Annotated in this window: 19 protein-coding genes; 10 read left to right on the top strand and 9 right to left on the bottom strand. The window is 67.8% G+C overall.

Translation table 11 applies throughout. From position 1 onward, the window contains the following. The first annotated feature begins 1 nt into the window (after nucleotide 1). The 7 genes from AC1ROX_RS23280 to AC1ROX_RS23250 are packed head-to-tail and all read left to right on the top strand — an operon-like array spanning nucleotide 2 to nucleotide 6,245. Nucleotides 2-490, top strand: coding sequence for an aromatic-ring-hydroxylating dioxygenase subunit beta (locus tag AC1ROX_RS23280; RefSeq protein ID WP_493129613.1), 489 nt, complete (start codon nucleotides 2-4; stop codon nucleotides 488-490). Next, nucleotides 487-1,206, top strand: a complete 720-nt coding sequence (locus AC1ROX_RS23275) for a ribonuclease activity regulator RraA (RefSeq protein ID WP_493129611.1) — start codon at nucleotides 487-489, stop codon at nucleotides 1,204-1,206. The genes AC1ROX_RS23280 and AC1ROX_RS23275 overlap by 4 nt, the downstream gene beginning before the upstream one ends. Further along, nucleotides 1,193-1,387: a hypothetical protein gene (locus AC1ROX_RS23270; protein WP_493129609.1), complete on the top strand. Its 195-nt coding sequence runs from the start codon at nucleotides 1,193-1,195 to the stop codon at nucleotides 1,385-1,387. Before AC1ROX_RS23275 ends, AC1ROX_RS23270 begins: the two co-directional genes overlap by 14 nt. Then, nucleotides 1,384-2,802, top strand: a complete 1,419-nt coding sequence (locus AC1ROX_RS23265) for an amidase (protein ID WP_493129607.1) — start codon at nucleotides 1,384-1,386, stop codon at nucleotides 2,800-2,802. Before AC1ROX_RS23270 ends, AC1ROX_RS23265 begins: the two co-directional genes overlap by 4 nt. A gap of 11 nt (nucleotides 2,803-2,813) precedes the next feature. Then, nucleotides 2,814-3,797 (top strand): LysR family transcriptional regulator, encoded by a 984-nt coding sequence (locus AC1ROX_RS23260; protein WP_493129605.1) that lies wholly within the window; start codon nucleotides 2,814-2,816, stop codon nucleotides 3,795-3,797. A gap of 45 nt (nucleotides 3,798-3,842) precedes the next feature. After that, a complete protein-coding gene (locus tag AC1ROX_RS23255; protein WP_493129603.1) occupies nucleotides 3,843-5,345 on the top strand; it encodes a chlorohydrolase family protein in 1,503 nt (500 codons plus the stop codon). A gap of 18 nt (nucleotides 5,346-5,363) precedes the next feature. Beyond that, nucleotides 5,364-6,245 (top strand): TauD/TfdA dioxygenase family protein, encoded by an 882-nt coding sequence (locus AC1ROX_RS23250; RefSeq protein ID WP_493129601.1) that lies wholly within the window; start codon nucleotides 5,364-5,366, stop codon nucleotides 6,243-6,245. An 11-nt stretch (nucleotides 6,246-6,256) separates the two neighbouring features. On the opposite strand, the gene AC1ROX_RS23245 is transcribed toward AC1ROX_RS23250, so the two are convergent. From AC1ROX_RS23245 to AC1ROX_RS23225, 5 genes are read right to left on the bottom strand one after another with little or no spacing between them, the layout of a single operon-like run. Further along, a complete protein-coding gene (locus AC1ROX_RS23245) occupies nucleotides 6,257-7,036 on the bottom strand; it encodes an ABC transporter permease (RefSeq protein ID WP_493129599.1) in 780 nt (259 codons plus the stop codon). Nucleotides 7,037-7,039: 3 nt separating this feature from the next. After that, on the bottom strand, nucleotides 7,040-7,810 hold the full coding sequence (locus AC1ROX_RS23240) for an ABC transporter ATP-binding protein (RefSeq protein ID WP_493129597.1): 771 nt from the start codon (nucleotides 7,808-7,810) through the stop codon (nucleotides 7,040-7,042). 3 nt (nucleotides 7,811-7,813) lie between these two features. Beyond that, on the bottom strand, nucleotides 7,814-8,491 hold the full coding sequence (locus tag AC1ROX_RS23235; RefSeq protein ID WP_493129595.1) for a GntR family transcriptional regulator: 678 nt from the start codon (nucleotides 8,489-8,491) through the stop codon (nucleotides 7,814-7,816). Continuing rightward, nucleotides 8,488-11,844 (bottom strand): molybdopterin cofactor-binding domain-containing protein, encoded by a 3,357-nt coding sequence (locus tag AC1ROX_RS23230; RefSeq protein WP_493129593.1) that lies wholly within the window; start codon nucleotides 11,842-11,844, stop codon nucleotides 8,488-8,490. The genes AC1ROX_RS23235 and AC1ROX_RS23230 overlap by 4 nt, the downstream gene beginning before the upstream one ends. Then, nucleotides 11,841-12,323, bottom strand: a complete 483-nt coding sequence (locus tag AC1ROX_RS23225; RefSeq protein WP_493129591.1) for a (2Fe-2S)-binding protein — start codon at nucleotides 12,321-12,323, stop codon at nucleotides 11,841-11,843. The genes AC1ROX_RS23230 and AC1ROX_RS23225 overlap by 4 nt, the downstream gene beginning before the upstream one ends. A 97-nt stretch (nucleotides 12,324-12,420) precedes the next feature. Here AC1ROX_RS23225 and AC1ROX_RS23220 point away from each other — a divergent pair, with 97 nt between their 5' ends. The 3 genes from AC1ROX_RS23220 to AC1ROX_RS23210 are packed head-to-tail and all read left to right on the top strand — an operon-like array spanning nucleotide 12,421 to nucleotide 15,293. After that, nucleotides 12,421-13,425: an ABC transporter substrate-binding protein gene (locus AC1ROX_RS23220; RefSeq protein WP_493129589.1), complete on the top strand. Its 1,005-nt coding sequence runs from the start codon at nucleotides 12,421-12,423 to the stop codon at nucleotides 13,423-13,425. Nucleotides 13,426-13,430: 5 nt separating this feature from the next. After that, a complete protein-coding gene (locus AC1ROX_RS23215; protein ID WP_493129738.1) occupies nucleotides 13,431-14,261 on the top strand; it encodes a TauD/TfdA dioxygenase family protein in 831 nt (276 codons plus the stop codon). A gap of 39 nt (nucleotides 14,262-14,300) precedes the next feature. Next, on the top strand, nucleotides 14,301-15,293 hold the full coding sequence (locus AC1ROX_RS23210) for an ABC transporter substrate-binding protein (RefSeq protein WP_493129587.1): 993 nt from the start codon (nucleotides 14,301-14,303) through the stop codon (nucleotides 15,291-15,293). 15 nt (nucleotides 15,294-15,308) lie between these two features. Here AC1ROX_RS23210 and AC1ROX_RS23205 read toward each other — a convergent pair whose 3' ends face one another. From AC1ROX_RS23205 to AC1ROX_RS23190, 4 genes are read right to left on the bottom strand one after another with little or no spacing between them, the layout of a single operon-like run. Beyond that, entirely contained in the window at nucleotides 15,309-15,509 is a 201-nt protein-coding gene (locus AC1ROX_RS23205) for a hypothetical protein (protein ID WP_493129585.1), read from the bottom strand. Between the two features lie 11 nt (nucleotides 15,510-15,520). Beyond that, entirely contained in the window at nucleotides 15,521-15,667 is a 147-nt protein-coding gene (gene ccoS / locus AC1ROX_RS23200; RefSeq protein ID WP_493129583.1) for a cbb3-type cytochrome oxidase assembly protein CcoS, read from the bottom strand. Then, nucleotides 15,667-18,030, bottom strand: a complete 2,364-nt coding sequence (locus tag AC1ROX_RS23195; RefSeq protein WP_493129581.1) for a copper-translocating P-type ATPase — start codon at nucleotides 18,028-18,030, stop codon at nucleotides 15,667-15,669. The genes ccoS and AC1ROX_RS23195 overlap by 1 nt, the downstream gene beginning before the upstream one ends. Continuing rightward, a complete protein-coding gene (locus tag AC1ROX_RS23190) occupies nucleotides 18,027-18,512 on the bottom strand; it encodes a FixH family protein (protein ID WP_493129579.1) in 486 nt (161 codons plus the stop codon). The genes AC1ROX_RS23195 and AC1ROX_RS23190 overlap by 4 nt, the downstream gene beginning before the upstream one ends. Nucleotide 18,513 lies beyond the last annotated feature (1 nt).

The raw sequence follows: 18,513 nt of genomic DNA, 5'->3' as shown, positions 1-18,513 counted from the left end.
CATGGACACGATCGTGCAGTCGGGAACCGTGTCGGAGGCGCAGGCCAGGCGTCTCATGGTCGACTATGCCTATGCCATCGACGACGGACGCCTGTCGGAATGGCCGACCTTCTTTACCGATCCCTGCCTCTACCGCATCACGACGCGGCAGAACGAGGAGCAGGGCATGCCTCTCTCGATCATGCTGTGCGACAACCACGCCATGCTCTACGACCGGGTCGAGGCGATCGAGGAGGCCAATGTCTTCGAGCCGCACTATTACCGGCACATCCTCTCGGATTCCCGCGCCGTTGCTGCCGCCGGCGAGGGCTTGCGGCTGGAGACCAGCTTCATGTGCGTCCGCACCATGCTCGACGGGCGGCAGAGCCTGTTCGCGGCCGGCGTCTATCGCGACCATTTCGTGAGCCAGGGCGAACGATGCCTGCTGCGCTCGCGAACGGTCGTCCTCGATTCCTCGCAAGTCGACACGCTGCTCGCCATCCCGCTATGAGCCTGAGTGCGCTCAACCGGTCCCGCCTCCACGAGGTGAGCATCTCCACGCTCTCGACCGTGCTGTACCGCCTGGGCGTGAAGCGCGTGTGCCCGCTCGGCATCCGCCCGCTCTCGCAGGACCAGCCGCGTATGGTGGGCGAGGCCTATACGCTGCGGTTCGTGCCGATGCGCGAGGATGTCAGCGACCAGGCGAGCTACGGCACCGCCGCCAACCTGCACCAGCGCACCTTCGAGGAATGCCCGCCCGGTCATGTGCTGGTGATGGACACGCGCGGCGAACTGCGCGGCTGTTCCTGCGGCGACCTGCTGATCGGCCGGCTGAAGGCACGCGGCTGTGCCGGCATCGTCACCGATGGCGGCTTTCGCGACACGGCCGACATCGAGGCGCTGGGCTTCCCGGCCTATCAGCGTGCGACCGTGCCGACCCCGAGCTTCGGCTATCTGCAGGCGGCGGAAGTCCAGGTGCCGATCGGCTGCGGCGACATCGCGGTCTATCCGGGCGACATCATCGTGGGCGACCGCGATGGCATCGTCGTGATCCCGGCCGCGCTGGCCGACAAGGTGGCGGAGACGGCCTGGGAACAGACCGGCTACGAAACCTTCGCCGCCGAGGAAGTGAGCAAGGGCCGCAGCATCGTCGGTCTCTACCCGCCGGGCGAAGCGGCGCTGGCCGACTATCGCGCCTGGCAGAAAGCCCGCGATGGCAGCGCCTGACCCGCGCCTCGCGGTCGATGCCGCCGACCGCCTGGCGCGCGTAGCCGCGCAGTTCAAGGCGCGCGGGATCGAGCTGTCGGAGCAGCAGGCGGTCGAACTGGTGGCGGCGTCCGACCGGCTGCAGCAGCTCAAGGAGACGGTGCGCTTGGCCGCGACCCGGTCTCCGTCGCGCCGGTCATGAAACCGATTCCTTCGCTCACGGATGCGGCCCGCGCGATCCGCGCCGGCACCATGAGCCCGCTCGCCCTGCTGGAAGCCTGCCTGGACCGGCTGGAGGCCTGTGACCGGAACCTGCACGCCTTCGTCACGCGCACCTGCGGCAGCGCGCGCATCGCGGCCCAGGCGGCGGAACGCGAGATCAAGGCGGGCCGCTGGCGCGGGCCGCTGCACGGCATTCCGATCGGCGTGAAGGACGTGATCGACGTGGCGGGCGTTCCCACCACGGCGCAGTCCCGGCAACTGCAGGGCAACGTGCCGGCCCACCATGCGCCGGTCGTGAAGCGGCTCGTCGATGCCGGCGCGCTGATGGTCGGCAAGCTCACGACGCACGAGTTCGCCTTCGGCACGCCCTCCTGGGGACTGCCCGGACCGCCGGCGCTCAATCCCTGGGACACCAGCCGCTTCGCCGGCGGTTCGTCGAGCGGCGCGGCCGTCGCCGCGGCGACAGGCATGGTGCTGGGTGCCATCGGGACCGACACGGCGGGCTCCGTGCGCAGCCCCGCCGCCTTGTGCGGGGTCGCGGGACTGAAGCCGACCCGCCAGCGCATCGACACGGCGGGCGTCTTCCCGTTGGCCCAGAGCCTCGACACGGTGGGCATGCTCGCCTGGACAGTCGAGGATTGCGCCACCCTGTTCGCCGCCATGACGCCCACGCCCGAGACCGGCGTGCCCTGGCTGTCGCCGGACCGGTTGCCGTTGCTCGGTGCCGACCTGCGCGGGCTCCGCATCGGCGTCGTCCGGCACTTCTTCGAAAAGGACGCGCCGATCAGCGTCGATGGCGTGACCGCGATCGACGACGCGCTCGAAGTGTTCCGGGCGATGGGCTGCCGCGTGCGCGACGTCGTCCTGCCGCCGCTCGGCGAATGGAACGCGGTCGGCATGATCATCCTGCTGGCCGAGGCCTTCGCCGTCCACGAACGGTGGCTGCGCGAGCGGGGGCACCTGTACGGCGACCAGGTCCGCGAGCCACTCCTGCTGGGCGCGCTGATCGACGCCACGGAATATCTGGAGGCGAAGGACCACCGGGTGCATCTGACCGCGATGCTCGATGCCGCCTTCGGGGAGCACGATCTCCTGGTGACGGCGATCCAGCCGGGCGAGGCGATCCCGATCGACGCGGTGTCGAAGTGGGGCTTCCTGGAGCGGCCGAGCTACGGCATCCCGTTCAATGTCAGCGACAATCCCGCCCTCTCGGTCTGCTGCGGCTTCGGCCGCCAGGGACTGCCGCTCGCCTTCCAGCTCGTGGCGCGGCGGAACGACGAGCTGACCCTGCTGCAGGCCGGTCACGCCTACGAACAGGCGGCCGGCTGGCAGCGGTCGCGTCCGCCGGTCTCGGGCGAGACGGCAGAGGGTACGGAACCTCGGCCCATGGAGTAGGATCGTCCGCCATGGCCCTCGGACTCCTGCCCCATTTCGTCAACACGGCGGCGCTGCGCTACTTCTACGAAGTGGCCCGCTACGGCTCCTTCCAGGTCGCCGAAGAGAAGGTGCACATCGCCGGCTCCGCGATCCGGCGCCAGATCCAGCTCCTCGAGGAGGAGCTGGGGACCAAGCTGTTCATCCGCGAGCGGGCCGGGCTTCGCCTCACGGCGGCCGGAGAGGCGCTGCTCTACCGGTTGCGCCGTGCGATGAGGGAACTCAGCACGGCAAGGGTCGAGATCGACGTGCTGCAGGGCATGCACACCGGCAACGTGCGGCTCGGCGTCAACGAGACCATGACACGTGACTTCCTGTCGACCTTTATCGAGACCTTCGGCAAGAAGTATCCGCGCATCACCTACGACATCACGGTCGGTAACTCGAATCGCCTGTCCGACATGATGCTGCGCAGCGAGCTCGACATCATCCTGGGCTATGCGCTCGAGGCCACGGACGGGCTGCAGAAGGTGCTGTCCTACGACCTGATGACTTGCGTGACCGTGCATCGCAAGCACCCTCTCGCCAAGCGCGCCTCCGTGCGGGTAGTCGACCTCGTCGACGAGCGCTTCATCATGCCCAGCAGCGATTCCATGACCCGGCGCATCTTCAACGAGCTGTTCGCGCGCATGGCGGTGAAGCCGGTGTTCAGCATCACCACGAATTCCTTCGAATTCATCGCCCTCATGGTGGCGCGCGGACTCGGCATTGGTTGTCAGGTCTCGCTCTTTTCCGGCCCCGATCCGGCGCGTCCGGACTTGGTCTATGTACCCGTGCGGGACGCTCGCATCGCCTCGGCGGTCCTCGGCTGCTGCATCCCCCAGGAAGGGGTGCCCAACATGGCGGCGTCCCTCCTGCTGAAGGAACTGGGGACGGAGCTGGCGCGTTGGCGCTCCGAAGCGCGATCGCCGGCGCCGGCCGGAACCTCTGCGAAAAGTTCGTCCAAGCCGGCCTAAAAACTGATCTTTACGGTGACGCCCCCGGATCGCTAGCGATGCGGCATGCGGACGTTGATTCGAGGCGGTTGGGTGGTCGGCCATCAGGCGGGCCATCACACGCTGGATAAAGGGCACGAGGTCGTCTTCGAGGACGATTCGATCGTTTATGTCGGTCCGGCCTTCGACGGTACCGTCGATCAAACGATCGATGCCACCGACAAGCTCGTCTCGCCCGGCTTCATCGATACGCATGTCCATTCCGGCCATCGCGCGGCCCATCGCCTGATCAGCAGTGCCGGTCGCAGCGATTATTTCGGCCAGCCCTTCCTCGAGATCAGTGTCCCGAAGGAAGGCACGCGCATCGAGGGCGACGTTCGCTATCTTGGCCCCGACGAGCCGGGCGCCGCGGCGGCGCGCGAGTTCCATGCGCTCTTCACCGTGGCCGAGCTGCTGCGCAACGGCATCACCACCTTCGTCGAGTACGGCGCCGGACCGCTCATACAGGACGCGCTGATGGCGCAATGCCTGGCGCTCGGCGTGCGGGGATACCTGGCACCGGGTTACGATTCCGGCCGCTGGGTCGGTGACCAGGACGGCCGGCTGAAGCGCATGCTCGACGAGGAGGCCGGCCTTCGCCAGTTCGAGGGTGCCAAGGCATGGATCGCGAAGAACCATGGTGCAGGCGGGGGCCTGATCAACGGCATCCTGGTCCCTCGCGAGGTCGAGACCACCAGCATCGACCTGCTGCGGCGCACCCGCGACTATGCCGACGAGACGGGGCTGCCGATCGCGACGCATGCGGCCTACAGCATCCTCGAATTCTACGAGGTGCTGCGCGAGCATCGCAAGACGCCGATCGAGATCCTGCACGAGCTCGATCTGCTGCGGCCGACGCTCAACATCGGGCACGGCAACCTGCCGTCCGACAGCGTGCGGCTGAACTATCCCGGCGCGCGTGACCTGAAGCTGATGGGCGAGACCCGGGTCTCGATTTCCCATTGCGCCATCAACATCATCCGGCGCGCGCGCGTCCTCGACAACTGGCGGCGCTACAGCGAGCTCGGCATCAACATCGCCCTGGGGACCGACACCTATCCGCGCGACATGATCATGAACATGCGCAACGCCTCGTATCACGGCAAGACGATGAGCCACGACTACAAGTCGGCGACCAGCGCCGACGTGTTCAGCGCCGCGACCCTGAACGGCGCCCGCTCGCTCGGCCGCGACGATCTCGGCAAGCTGGCGCCCGGCGCGCGGGCCGACATCATCCTGATCGACCTGACGGGCGGCGGCACCCTGCGCATGGGGCCGTTCAAGGACCCGATCCAGGCGGTGGTCGAATGCGGCATCGGCGACGACGTCGATACCGTCATCGTCGCCGGCAAGGTCCGCATGCAGGACAAGCGCATTCCCGGCCTGGAGTTGGCGGCGATCCGCGCCGCCGCGCAGGCGGCCGGCGAATCGATGTGGGCCGCCTGGCACAATTCCGATGCGCTCGGCCGCACCGCCGACGAGATGTGCTCGCCGGCCTTCTGTCCCGCCGGTTTCCGCGATCCGCTTTAGAACACTTGGGAGGTCCACTTGGCTCTGGAGATCACTCCGCTTCATCCGCTGTTCGGTGCCGAGATCGGCGGCGTCGACGTCGCCCAGCCGCTCGACGCGGCGACCGTCGCCGCCATCCGCGAGGCGATCAGCACCTATGCGATCGTGCTGTTTCGCGGCCAGTCTCTCAACGACGAGAGCCACATGCGCTTTGCCAACAGCTTCGGCGAGCTGGAGATTTCGCTGAACGCCATCCGCAAGGGCAACCGCGCCGAAGGCATCGCCGCCGTCATCAGCGACATCACCAACCTTGACGGCGAGAACAACGTGCGCGGCCTCAACGATCGCCGCCGCCTGTTCGCTCTGGGCAACCGGCTGTGGCACACCGACAGCTCCTTCCGCCGGGTACCGGCCGCGCTCTCGATGTTCTATGCCCGCCAGATCCCGCCGCGCGACGGCGAGACGGAATTCGCCGACATGCGGTCGGGCTACGACTCCTTTCCCGAGGAGCTGAAGGCGCGGCTGCGCGACATGGTCGCCATCCACGATTACACGACGGCGCGCATGCAGATGGGCTTCGACGATTTCTCGCCCGAGGAACACGCGGCCTGGCCGCCGGTGAAGCACAGGTTGATCCGCCGCCATCCAGAGTCGGGCCGCGAATCGATCTATCTCGGCAGCCATGCCTCGCACATCGAAGGCATGCCGGTGCCAGAAGGCCGTGTCCTGCTGCGCGACCTGACGGAGAGGGTGACGCAACGCGAGTTCGTCTACATCCACAATTGGCGGGTTGGCGATCTCGTGATCTGGGACAATCGCTGCACCCTGCATCGCGGCCGCGAATGGGACCCGCAATACCCGCGCGACTTCCGCCGCTGCACGACCTCGGACGTGGCTTATACGGAGGGCGTCCTGGCTTAGTCCTTCACTTCTTACGACGTCTTCTCGTCGCGGCGGATCGAGGAGTGCCAGGGCAGCAGGCGGCGTTCGAGGAAGCCCACGAACCAGAAGAACAGGATGCCGACCGCGGACAGGAAGGCGATGGCCGCGAACTGGCGGGTCACGTTCTGGTCGGTCGCGGCCACCACGATGAGATAGCCCAGGCCGCTGTCGGCGCCGACGAACTCCGCGACGATGGCACCGATGACGGCGAGGACGCTCGCCACCTTGAGGCCGGCGAAGATGCTGGGCAGGGCGTTGGGCAGTCGGAAGTGCCAGAACACCTGCCAGGCGCTCGCGCCCATCGACTGGGCGAGATAGACGGTCTGGAAGTTCAGAGACTTCAGCCCGACCACCGCGTTGATGACGATCGGGAAGAAGGTCATCAGGGTCACGATGATGATCTTGGGCGTCAGGCCGAAGCCGAACCACACCAGGAAGAGCGGCGCGACCGCGACCTTGGGGATAGTCTGCGTGCCCACGATCAGCGGATAGAACAGCTTCTCGAAGATACGCGAGTAGGTGAAGAGCACGGCGAGCGGCATGGCGATGCCGAGCGAGACCAGGAAGCCGATGCCGATCTCCGACAGGGTCACCAGCGCATGCTGCGACAGCAGGCTCCAGTGTTTGATCATGTCGCCGACGATGGCGGTCGGCGTCGGCAGCAGGTAGGCCGGTACGTTCAGGGCCACGACGGCGATCTGCCAGACGGCAAAGAAGGCGAGGCCGCTCACCAGCGCCCAGGGCATTTCGATACGGCGGAGGAACTTCATTGCCTATTCCTCGCGCAGGATGCCGATCGATTCGAACACGCGGCCGATGCGCCGGCTGTATTCGATGAAGCGCGGCTGCTCGCGCATCGCCATGCGGCGCGGCCGCGGCAGGTCGATGTCGACGATCTCCTCGATCCGGCCGGGGCGCGGCGACATGATGATGACCCGGTCGCTGAGGAACACCGCTTCCGACACCGAATGGGTGATGAACAGCACGGTCGTCGGGCTCTCCTGCCAGAAGCGCAGCAGGTCGATGTTGAGTTGGTCGCGCGTCAGGGCGTCGAGGGCGCCGAACGGCTCATCCATCAGCAGCAGCGGCGGGCTGTGCAGCAGGGCCCGGCAGATCGAGGCGCGCTGGCGCATGCCGCCCGACAGTTCGTGCGGATACATGCCTTCGAAGCCCTTGAGGCCCACCAGCTCGAGCAGATGCAGCGCTCGGTCCTTCAGCGCACGCCGGTCGAGGCCGCGTACCTCCGCCTGTAGCATCACGTTCTGCAGGATCGTGCGCCATTCGAGCAGAACGTCCTGCTGGAAGACGATGCCGATATCGGTATAGGGCGCGGTCACCTTCTTGCCGCCGATGGTGATGCTGCCCGTCGAATGGCCGACCAGGCCCGACAGCAGCATCAGGAGCGTGCTCTTGCCGCAGCCGCTCGGCCCGACGATGGAGACGAATTCCTCCTCGCGGATCGTGAGATCGACGGTTTCGAGGGCGCGGATCGGACCGCCGCGGGTCTCGTAGGTCTTGGAGACTTTCTCGATGGTGATGAACATTACCTAGGGGCCCGTCAGCTTTTCGATGGTGCTCGTCTTCACGTTTTCGATGTGCTCCGCCATCAACCGCCGGGCGGCCTTGGCGTCGCGGTTCTCGAGCGCCTGCAGCAGCGCCAGATGCTCGGCGCAACTGTCGTGCAGCCGGCCGGGCACGCTGCGTGTCTCGAACATGTGCGTGCGCTGCCTCAGTTCGAGGGCGGTCTTGGCCAGGATCTCGTTGCCGCAATGATCGCCGATCATCGCATGCAGGGATTCGTCGATGGCCCAACCGCGGCCGTTCTGCGCGTCGGGCGCCGCCTGGACGGCGGCGATCTGCTGGCGGGCGGCCGCGATCTCCGTCAGGGGCACGCGCACGGCCGCCAGCGCGGCTGCCTCGGATTCGAGCAGCTTGCGAACGTTCAGCACCTCGACGAACTCGCGCAGGCTGAGCCGGCGCACGATCAGGTAGCGATTGAGATGACGCTCGACGAGGCCCCGGCTTTCCAGCCGCGCCAGTGCCTCGCGCATCGGCGTGCGCGAGATGTTGAGCCGGAGCGCGAGCTTGCGTTCCTGCAGCGGCGTGCCGCCCGGCAGTTCGCCCGACAGCATCAGATCGAGCAGCCGCTCATAGGCGAGGTCGCTCAGGCTGGTTTCGGCGGCGGTGTCTTCAAGCGGGACGAGGGGGGCCAGGGCCTTGCTCATGCGGTCTTCTCCAGGAGGCGTTCCGCGGCGTTTTCGGCGAGACCGGCGGCGGCGTCCAGCTTCCAGCCGTTGCGCGCCAGCGGATGGGCCGTGCGGTCGAGCTGCCGGTCGAGATGGCGGCGCAGCTCGGCCAGCGTGGGGCGCGTGCCTTCGAGGGCGCGCTCGGCATCCGTGGCGCGCCAGGGAGTCGGCGCCAGGGCGCCGAGCACGATCCTGATGTCGCGCCAGCGCCCATCGCTGCCTTCGAGATAGGAGAGCGCGCAGGAGGCGACGGCGAAATCGCCTTCCCAGAGGCCGAGCTTCTCGAAGCGGGCGCGGCGCTGGAGTGCCGCGGCGGGTATCCGGATCTCGACCAGCACGTCCTCGTGTCCCAGCACCGTCTCGCCCGGGCCGGAATAGAGGGCGAGGATGGGCACCGTCCGGCGGCCGAAGCGGCCGGCGATCACGGCCACGGCGTCGAGGGCGCCCAGCGCCGTCGCGAGATCGGAGGGCGTCACCGCCTGGCAGCGATGGCCGCCGATCGCGGCGTGATAGAAGCGGTGATCGCCCGCGATGGCGTAGCAGGGCGCGGTGAGGCCGGCGCGTTTGTAGCAATTGAAGCCGTTGCGATAGAACCAGCAGCGCTTTCCCTGCAGCAGGTTGCCGCCCACCGTCGCCATGGCGCGGATCTGGCTGGAAGCGATGGTGGCGATCGTCTCCGCAAGGAGCGGCACTCCCGCGGTCGCCCGCGCAACCTCGGCCAGGGTCGTCGCGGCGCCGAGCACGAGGGAGCCGTCGGCCTCGGTCCGCACGCCCTTCATCTCCGGCACGTCGAGCAGCGAGGCAAAGTGGCCGCCGGCCCCCAGTCCCTGCTGGCGGCCGGGCAGGATATCCGTGCCGCCGCCCAGCGGGATGCCGCCGGTCTTGAGCGACGCCACGACGGCATCGACGCTCTCCGGCATGTCGATGCGATCGATCGCGGGAGGACGCTGCGGTGCCGGTTGGCGCAGGCGATGGGCATGCAGCAGCTTCAGCAGCCCGCGCGGATAGAGCCATCGGATGAACGCGATCCACCAGCGGGTGGGGCGCCGCCAGAGCTGGTGGTCGCGCCGCCGGCCTTCCTTCTGGGCGAGCCCGTTCATGATCTTGTCGGGCGTCACCGGCAGCTCGTGGACGCGCACGCCGGTCGCGTCATAGACCGCGTTCGCGATGGCCGGGGCGGGAGGCGTGTTGCACAGCTCACCAACGCCCTTGGCGCCGTGCGGGCCGACGGGATCGCCGCCCTCGACCAGTATCGTGCGGATATGCGGCAGGTCGCCGGCGCGCGCCATCGCGTAGTTGATCAGCGCCGGATTCACGGTGCGGCCCTGCTCGTGGATCATCTCCTCGCCGAAGGCGGCGCCGCCGCCCATCTGCACGCCGCCCGCGATCTGGCCATGTACCATCACGGGATTGAGCGCCGTGCCTATGTCGTGGGCAGCGGCAAAATCGACGATCCGCAGCTTGCCGGTCCTGAGGTCGACCTCGACCTCGGCGCCGTGCGCGGCAAAGCTGTAGGTGCCCGAGAAATTGCCGCGCCCATTCTCGTCGAGAAGCTGCGAGGTCTCGTCGATATAGGACACTTCGGTGCTGAGGATGCCGTCGACCGTGTCGGGATGCCGTTCCACCAGCCGGGCAATGGACACGCGGCCGGCGTCGGAGACGGCGTGCCCGTCCTCGAAGCGGATCGGCAGGTTGCCGAGCTCGCGCGCCGCGACGGTCGACAGCCGCTCGATGATGGTCCGGCATGCCTTGAGGACAGCGTGGCCCGAATAGTAGGTGCCGCGCGAACCCCAGGCCCCGAGATCGTAGGGCGTCTTGTCGCTGTCGATCGAGATGATGCGGATCTTCTCGAGCGGCAGGCCGAGATTGTGCGCCACGATCTGGGTCAGGATGGTGCGCTGGCCGGTGCCGGTGTCGGCGCCGCCGAAGCGGATCAGGGCGCCGCCCTCGGTATCGAGGTCAATCACGCTGTCGTTGCGGTTGGAACCCGGGAAGGCGTAGGTGCCGGACGAATGGAAGCCCGACGCGATGCCGAGGCCATGGCCGGGGCGGCGCTGCTTCTTCTTCGCGTTCCAATCGAGTGCCGTGCGCACCGCGTTCAGGCACTCGGCCAGGCGCGCCGTCTGGAGGCGCGCGCCCTGCAGCGTCTCGCTGAAGGGCTGGTTGGCGTTGCGCAGCCGGAGCTCGATCGGGTCGATGCCGAGCTTCTCGGCGAGATCGTCGAGAAGCGATTCCAGGGCATAGACCGCCTGTGTCGTTCCATAGCCCCGGAACTGCCCGCCCGGCTGCTTGCTGGTGTCGATCAGCAAGGCATCAATCGCCAACGCCTCGGCCCGATAGAGCGTGCCGAGCGCCTTGGGACCGGACGACATCACGCTCCAGCCGGAGTGCACATAGGCGCCGTTGTCGACCTTGATGGTGCTGTCGACCGCCCGCACTAATCCCGTATCGTCGGCGTGCAAGGTGAGCTCGGTCCGCCAGCCATGCCGGGTCTTGGTCATGGCGAATTCCTCGGCGCGGGTCAGGGCGATGCGCACCGGTCGCTTCGCCTCGCGCGCCAGGACGGCGGTGATCGCCTCGTGCTCGGCGATGCGCGATTTCGCCCCGAAGGCGCCGCCGATGCCCACCTCGTGCAGGATGACCTGGGACTGGTCGAGCTTCAGGAGCTGCGCCATCTCCTTGGCGACGAAGAACGGCGCCTGCGTGCCCGTCCACATATGAAGCGTGCCGTCGTCCTTCCACAGGGCGACGGTCGCGTTGGTTTCCATGCAGACATGGGTCTGGGGCGGAAACCAGTATCGGCCTGTGACGCTGAGGGAGGTGGCCGCTTTGACCTTCGCCATGTCGCCCCACCGGCGGACCAGTCTGTAGGCAATGTTGGCAAGGCCGGTCGGCCGCTCGTGCAGGACGGGCGCATCCTCTTCCATTGCCTTGTCGATCGTGAAGGCGGTCGGCAGCGGCGCGTACACGACCTCGATACGGTCCAGCGCGGCCTGGGCCTGCTCGGCGGTCTCCGCCGCCACCGCCGCGATCTCCTGCCCCACGAAGCGCACGACATCGACAGCGAGCGGCGTCCTGTCGGCGGCGCCGTCATGGATGTAGCGGGCGCCTTCGGGGAAATCCCGGGCGGTGATGATCGCGTGGACACCCGGCATGCCCTGTGCGCGGCTCGTGTCGACCGACACGATGCGCGCATGGGCGTGCGTCGAGCGCAGGATGCGGCCGACCAGCAATCCCTCGGGCGCGAGGTCGCCGATATAGGTGAAGCGGCCTGAGGTGAACTTTTCCCAGTCGAGCGGCCTGATACTGCGGCCCAGAACAGATTCGCTCATGCCGCGACCCGCTGGCGGGCACGGCGCTTCTCCACCGTGGCCCAGATGGCATCGACGATGCCGTTGTAGCCGGTGCAGCGGCAGATATTGCCCGACATCTCATAGCGGATGACGCGTTCCGCCTCTTCCCGTGTCGCCGGCAGGCCGGCCCGCAGCAGGGCGGCGGCGCGAACGAGCTGGCCCGAGGTGCAGAAGCCGCACTGGAAGCCGCCGAAATCGGCAAAGGCTTCGCGCAGGTCCTCGAATTCCTCGACCAGGCCTTCGACCGTCGTCACCTCGCCGCGCACGCGAGCGGCCAGGGTGAGGCAGGCCATGACCGGCACGCCGTCGATCAGAACGGTGCAGGAGCCGCACTCGCCGCGACCGCAGGCTTCTTTTGCCCCTTTAAGGTTCAAAGTGCCGCGCAGGACGGCAAGGAGGGTCGTGCCCGGGGTCGCGGAGATCTCGTGCGACCGCCCATTCACCTTCAAACCAGCCACGATTCCTGCATTCCCTCGATTCATCCGCGCCCGGTTCGGGCGTGGTATACCAATTGCATTCCAAATCCATGCCAACTGTTGGCAGAGGAGTTGGATCATGGGTTCTGGACGGTTCGCTCTCACGCGACGTGGGTTCGGGACGGCAACGGCCGCCGCCCTTCTCAGCTCGGGCAAGGCGATGGCCCAGGTGCAGCCTGCAACCCTGCGGCTGGACTGGACGCCGTCGGGCTATCACGCCCCTTATTTCTTCGCGCTGGCCAAGGGCTACTACAAGGAAGCCGGCGTCGACCTGCAGATCTTCGACGGCAAGGGCAGCCTCGCGGCCCTTACCGCCATTTCGGAAGGCGCCGACACGATCGGCATCGCCAGCCTTGCGACCATGGCGCTCTCGGTCTCGCAGGGCCGCCAGCTCATGGCCATCGGCGGCATGATCCAGACACTGCCCGACGGCATCATCTCCCTGAAGGGCTCGGGCATCACCAAGCCCAAGGACGTCGAAAGCAAAACCTGGGGCTACAATCCCGAGGACTACGCGACGCGGCTCTTCCCGATGTATGCCGCCGCGGCGGGCATCGACGAGAGCAAGATCAAGAAGGTCCAGCTCAGCCACGCCGTCGTCCTGCCCTCGCTGCTGCAGGGCAAGATCGACTTCATGATTGGCTGGGATTGCACGACGGGGCTCAATATCGAGCGCCAGCGTCCCATCGAGCCGATCATCCGCTACGCCGATTCGGGCGTGAACATGCTGGGCGGCGGCATGTTCGTGCACAAAAAGACGGCAGCCGAGAAGCCTGCGCTGCTGCGCGGCTTCATGGCGGCGACGGTACGCGGCTTCGACGAGGCCAAGGCCAATCCGGAAGCGGCCGTCGATGCGTTGGTCGCGGCACGGCCGAGCCTCGATCGTGCGCTGATGGTGGAGCAACTGAAGCGTACCGAGCCCTACTTCCAGACGAAGTACAGCGCCGGCAAGGGCTTCGGCTACATGGCCGCCGAGGACTGGGACCAGACCCTGAAGCTCATGAAGCAGGCCTTCGAGTTCAAGAGCGACGTGAAGGCGGCCGACCTCTACTCCGACGAGTTCCTGCCGAAGAAGGGGGCGTGACCGGGATGGAAACGCGGCCCCTCCTGCACGATTTCGGTGCAGAGATCAGCGGCGTGGATGTGAGGACCGCGCCGCCGGAGACGCTCAAGGAGATTTCCGACGTGCTGGCGCTGAACGGCGCCATCGTCATCCGCGACCAGGACCTCACGCCCGAGGACCAGGTCGCGTTCACCAGCGCCTTCGGTGAGCCCGCCCCCGGCGGCCTGCCGAAATTCACCGTCCCCGGCGTGCCGGAGGTCTTCGTGATCTCCAACAAGATCGTCGACGGCAAGCCGATCGGCGATCCCGAGCCGGGCGGAGCCTGGCACACCGACCTCAACTATGCGCAGCGCCCGGCGGCCTACACGTTCCTGCATGCGCGCGAGGTGCCGGACGAGGGCTCCGACACGCTGATTGCCGACACCTGCGCAGCGTGGAATGCGCTGCCCGCGGAGAGGCAGCAGGAAATCGACGGGCTGGTCGTCCATCACAGCTACGCCAATCTGGCGGCCCGGCAGAATCGCGAACTGTCGGAAAAGGAGAAGGCCGATTTCCCCGACGTCTTCCATCCCCTGATCCGGCGTCATCCTGCGGATGGAAGGCGCACTTTGTGGGGCCTGTCGACTCGCACGCCCAGGGGCATCGTCGACATGGAGACGGAGGCCGGCCTCGCCCTCATCAAGGAGCTGATGCAGTTCGCGGTCCAGGACCAGTTCGTCTACCGCCACAAGTGGCGGGTCGGCGACATCCTGGTCTGGGACAATCGCTGCACGATGCACACCGGGACGCCCTTCGATCGCGACCGCTATGTGCGCGTCGTTCATCGCACCTGGGTGCGCGGCGAAGTGCCGATGTGAAGAAGACAATCAGAAGAACAGGGAACAGCGGAGACTGAAATGACGACGATGAAAAGACGGACGATGCTGGGTGGTGGTCTTGTCGTGGCGGCGGGCCTCGGGGCAAGCGGCGCAAGGGCGCAGGCGCAACCGGCGACCCTGCGGCTCGACTGGACGCCGTCGGGCTATCACGCTCCTTACTTCTATGGCGTGGCCAAGGGCTACTACAAGGATGCCGGCGTCGACCTGCAGATCTTCGACGGCAAGGGCAGCCTGTCGACGATGACCGCCATTTCGGAAGGCGCCGACACGATCGGCATCGCGAGTCTCGCCACCATGTCGCTGGGCGTCTCGCAGGGCCGCCAGCTCATGGCCATCGCCGGCATGATCCAGACCATGCCCGACGGCATTATTTCCCTGAAGGGGTCGGGCATCACCAAGCCCAAGGACATCGAAGGCAAGACCTGGGGCTACAATCCCGACGACTATTCGACCAAGCTCTTCCCGGCCTTCGCCGCGGCGGCCGGCATCGACGAATCGAAGGTGAAGAAGGTCCAGCTCAGCCACGCCGTGGTCCACACCTCGCTGCTGACCGGCAAGATCGACTTCATGATCGGCTGGGAATTCACCGATGCGCTGCGCATCGCCCGCCAGAAGCCGATCGAGCCGCCGATCAAATACGCCGACTATGGCGTGAACATGCTGGGCGGCGGCATCTTCGTGCACAAGAAGACGGCCGCCGAGAAGGCCCAGCTGCTGAAGGGCTTCCTCGCCGCCACGACCAAGTCGTTCGACGAAGGACTGAAGAATCAGGAGGTCGCGGTCGACGCGCTGGTCGCGGCGCGCCCGGGCGCCGACAAGGAGCTGCTGCTCGAGCAGCTCAAGCGCACGCCGCCCTATCTCCATACCAAGGCGACCGCCGGCAAGCCGTTCGGCTACATGGCGGCCGAGGATTGGGAAGGCACGCTCAAGTTCATGAAGCAGGCCTTCGAGTTCAAGACCGATGTGAAGGCAAGCGACGTCTACACCAACGACTTCCTGCCCAAGTCCTAAGGGGGCGTGGGGGCGTCACGGCTGCTCGCGCGGAACGTCGATGCCGCGTTCGGCTTCGTCGAACGCGGTCCTGATCATCCATCCGCAGAACAGGACCGCGAACAGGCTGACCGACAGGCCGAAGGCCAGGATGCCGAAGTCGCGCGCGGCGCCCGCCATGAACAGGCCGGCGAGGCCCAGCAGGCCCACGAACACGCCCATGATCCAGTGAGACATCGTTTTCTCCTTCACTTGTCGTCGTCGTCGAACAGGATGCGGCCGGCCGCCCCGTCGGGGTCGTCGTACTGGCCGTTGCGCAGCGCCCACAGGAAAGCCGCGAGGGCGAGAAGGCCGAGCAGCAGCGCGGCCGGCACCAGGACCAGGAGGCTGTCCATCAGCGCCTCTCTTGAGGGGGCGGCCGCAGCCCGAGCCGAAGGGCATTGCCGATCACCAGCAGCGAGGATGAGGACATCGCTACGGCCGCGACGAGCGGCGTCACCTCGCCGATGATCGCCAGTGGCACGGCGCTGAGATTGTAGAGCAGCGCCAGCGCGAGGTTCTGCCGGACCAGCCGGTCCGAGCGACGTGCGACGTCGAGCAGCTCGACGACCGGCGCGAGCGCATCGCCCTGGAAGACCGCGTCGGCGGCGTTCTGCGTCACTTCGGCGGCCGTGGACGGCGAGAGCGACGCATGCGCGGCTGCCAGCGCGGGCGCATCGTTGAGCCCATCGCCGATCATCAGGACTTTGTGGCCTTGCGCGGCAAGGGCCGCCAGCCGTTCGGCCTTCTGCGGCGGCGTGACCTCGCCATGCCAGGTCTCGATGCCGGTGGCACGCGCGGCATCGGAGACGGTCGTCGGCCGGTCGCCGGATAGAAGTTCGACCGTCAGGCCGAGCTTCTTCAGGGCGGCGACCGTCGCCGCAGCGTCGGGACGCAATTGGTCGGCGAAGGCGAAACGCTGTGGTGCGTGGCCTGTGCGCGCCAGCCACAGTTCGGAGCGCCCGTCGTCGACCGCGTCGGTCACTCCGCAGAAGGTCGCTGAGCCCAGACGCGCATCCTGGGTGGCGAGTCCCTGGCCGGGATGCTCGACGATACCGCCGGCCACCGATGTTTCGGGCAGGGCGCGCACCAGGGCTCGCGCGAGCGGATGACGCGAGGCGGCGGCGAGCGAGGCGGCGCAGCGCCTCGCCTCAGGGTCGTCGGGCGCCTCGACCAGCTCGGGCCGGCCGAGGGTGAGCGTGCCGGTCTTGTCGAGCACGACATGGTCGATCTCGGCCAGCCGTTCGAGCGCGGCGGGTGAGAGGAGAAGCACGCCGGCGCGCAGCAGCCGTGTCGCCGCCACGACCTGCACGACCGGCACCGCGAGCGCCAGTGCGCAGGGGCAGGTGATGATCAGCACCGCCGTCGCGACCAGCAGCGCGCGGTCCCAGGCGAGCCCGCCCAGGAAGAACCAGCCGAGGAAGGTGAGCAGCGCGGTTGCGTGCACCACCGGCGCATAGGCACGCGCGACACGATCGGCGATCGCGACGAAGCGCGAACGGCCGCGCTCGGCCGCCTCGACCAGCCGCACGATCTCGGCCAGCAAGGTGCGCTCGCCGGCGGCCGTGACCCTCACGCGGATCGCAGCGCCCATGTTGATCATGCCGGCAAAGACGCGGGCGCCGGGCGTCACGGGCTGCGGCACGCTCTCGCCGGTGACCAGCGAGGCATCGAGCGCGGAGCTGCCGTCGCTCACGATACCGTCGGCGCCCAGCCGCTCGCCGGCCGCGACCAGTAGCAGGTCGCCCGGCGCCAGTGAGTCGACGCGACGCGAGACCGTGCCGCCATCCTCCGTGACGACGGTGGCGCTGCGGCTTGCCAGCGCCATCAGCGCGCGGACGGCGCGCCGGGCGCGGCCGCGCGCGCGGCGGTCGAGATAGCGGCCGATCAGCAGGAAGAAGAGCAGCGTGATCGCCGAGTCGAAATAGGCGTGCTGCTGGCCGGCCCAGGCCTCGTGCAGGCTGACGAGGCAGGCGAGCGTTACGCCGATCGAGATCGGCACGTCCATGTTGGTGCGCCCGTTGCGCAGGGCTGCGAGGGCGGAGCGGAAGAAGGGCCGGCCGGCATAGGCCACGGCCGGCAGGGCGATGGCGGCGGAGAGCCAATGGAACAGCGTGCGCGTCGCGTCGCCCATCGAACCGTCATGGCCCGACCAGACGGCGACCGAGAGCAGCATGACGTTGGCCGCGGCAAAACCCGCGACGCCCAGCGCGCGGAGGAGGTCGCGCGCCTCGCGGTCGTCCTCGGCGGTTGCGGCCAGCGCGTCGTAGGGCGCGAGGCGGAAGCCCAGCGCCGCGACCAGGCCGGCATGCGCATTTGCCTCGGCGGGCGTGCCGCGCCAGGCGATCGAGAGCCGCCGCGTCGAGAGATGCACGCGCGCCTTCGTGACCGCGGGATTGCGCGCCAGCAGGCTCTCGATCAACCAGACGCAGGCCGCGCAGTCGAGCCCGTCGACCAGCAGGTCGAGCGAAGTCTCGCCCTTGCCGTTCTCGCGCGCGTGCGCCGTGAAGTCGGTCTCGAACGGGTCGGGACGCCGTGCGTGACGTTCTTCCAGCCGGCGATAGAAGCTGTCGAGACCTGCCGCGCCGATGATCGCATGTGCGCTGGCGCATCCGCTGCAGCAGAACTCGCCAGCACCCCGCACCGGCGCGCCGCAATGCGCACAGGCCTGATGCGTGCGGGCGGCAGCGGGTGCGGCGAAGAGGGCGGCGTCGGTCATTTGAGGAACATGCGCTGCGTCTGGGCGAAGCGCTGGCCGTCGCGTTCCACGACGATGTCGAGATCCCAGTTGCCGCGCGCCGGCAGGGCGACAGAGCCCGCATGCCGGCCGGCGCCGACTTCCGTCAGGGCGACGGCGAGCGGCGGCCGCTTCTCGGCCGGCCGCACGAGCTCGACCGTGACACGGGCGCCGGGGAGCGGTGCGCCGTCGCGGTCGGACAGGACAAGCTCGAGCCGGTCGCTTTCGACATGCCAGAGCGGGGCAATGCACCAGCCCAGCGCGTCGCGGGCCTGCTGGGCGGCAACAACTTCGTTGAAGTGCAGGCCGCGGTCGCGCGGCTTCGGTGTGTAGAGGCCGGAAAACGAGCCAACCGCGAACCAGATCATGGTCCCGTTGACGGCGATGACGATCGCGAAGCCCAGGACGAACAGCCAGGGGATGTGGCGGCTGCGGCGGACGGTATCCTGCGTGGTGACGGTCATG

It is taken from the genome of Reyranella sp. GW821-FHT14A01, from assembly GCF_058803965.1.
The sequence above is the reverse complement of the archived record's forward strand: the minus strand, read 5'-3'. Positions and strand labels throughout refer to the sequence as shown.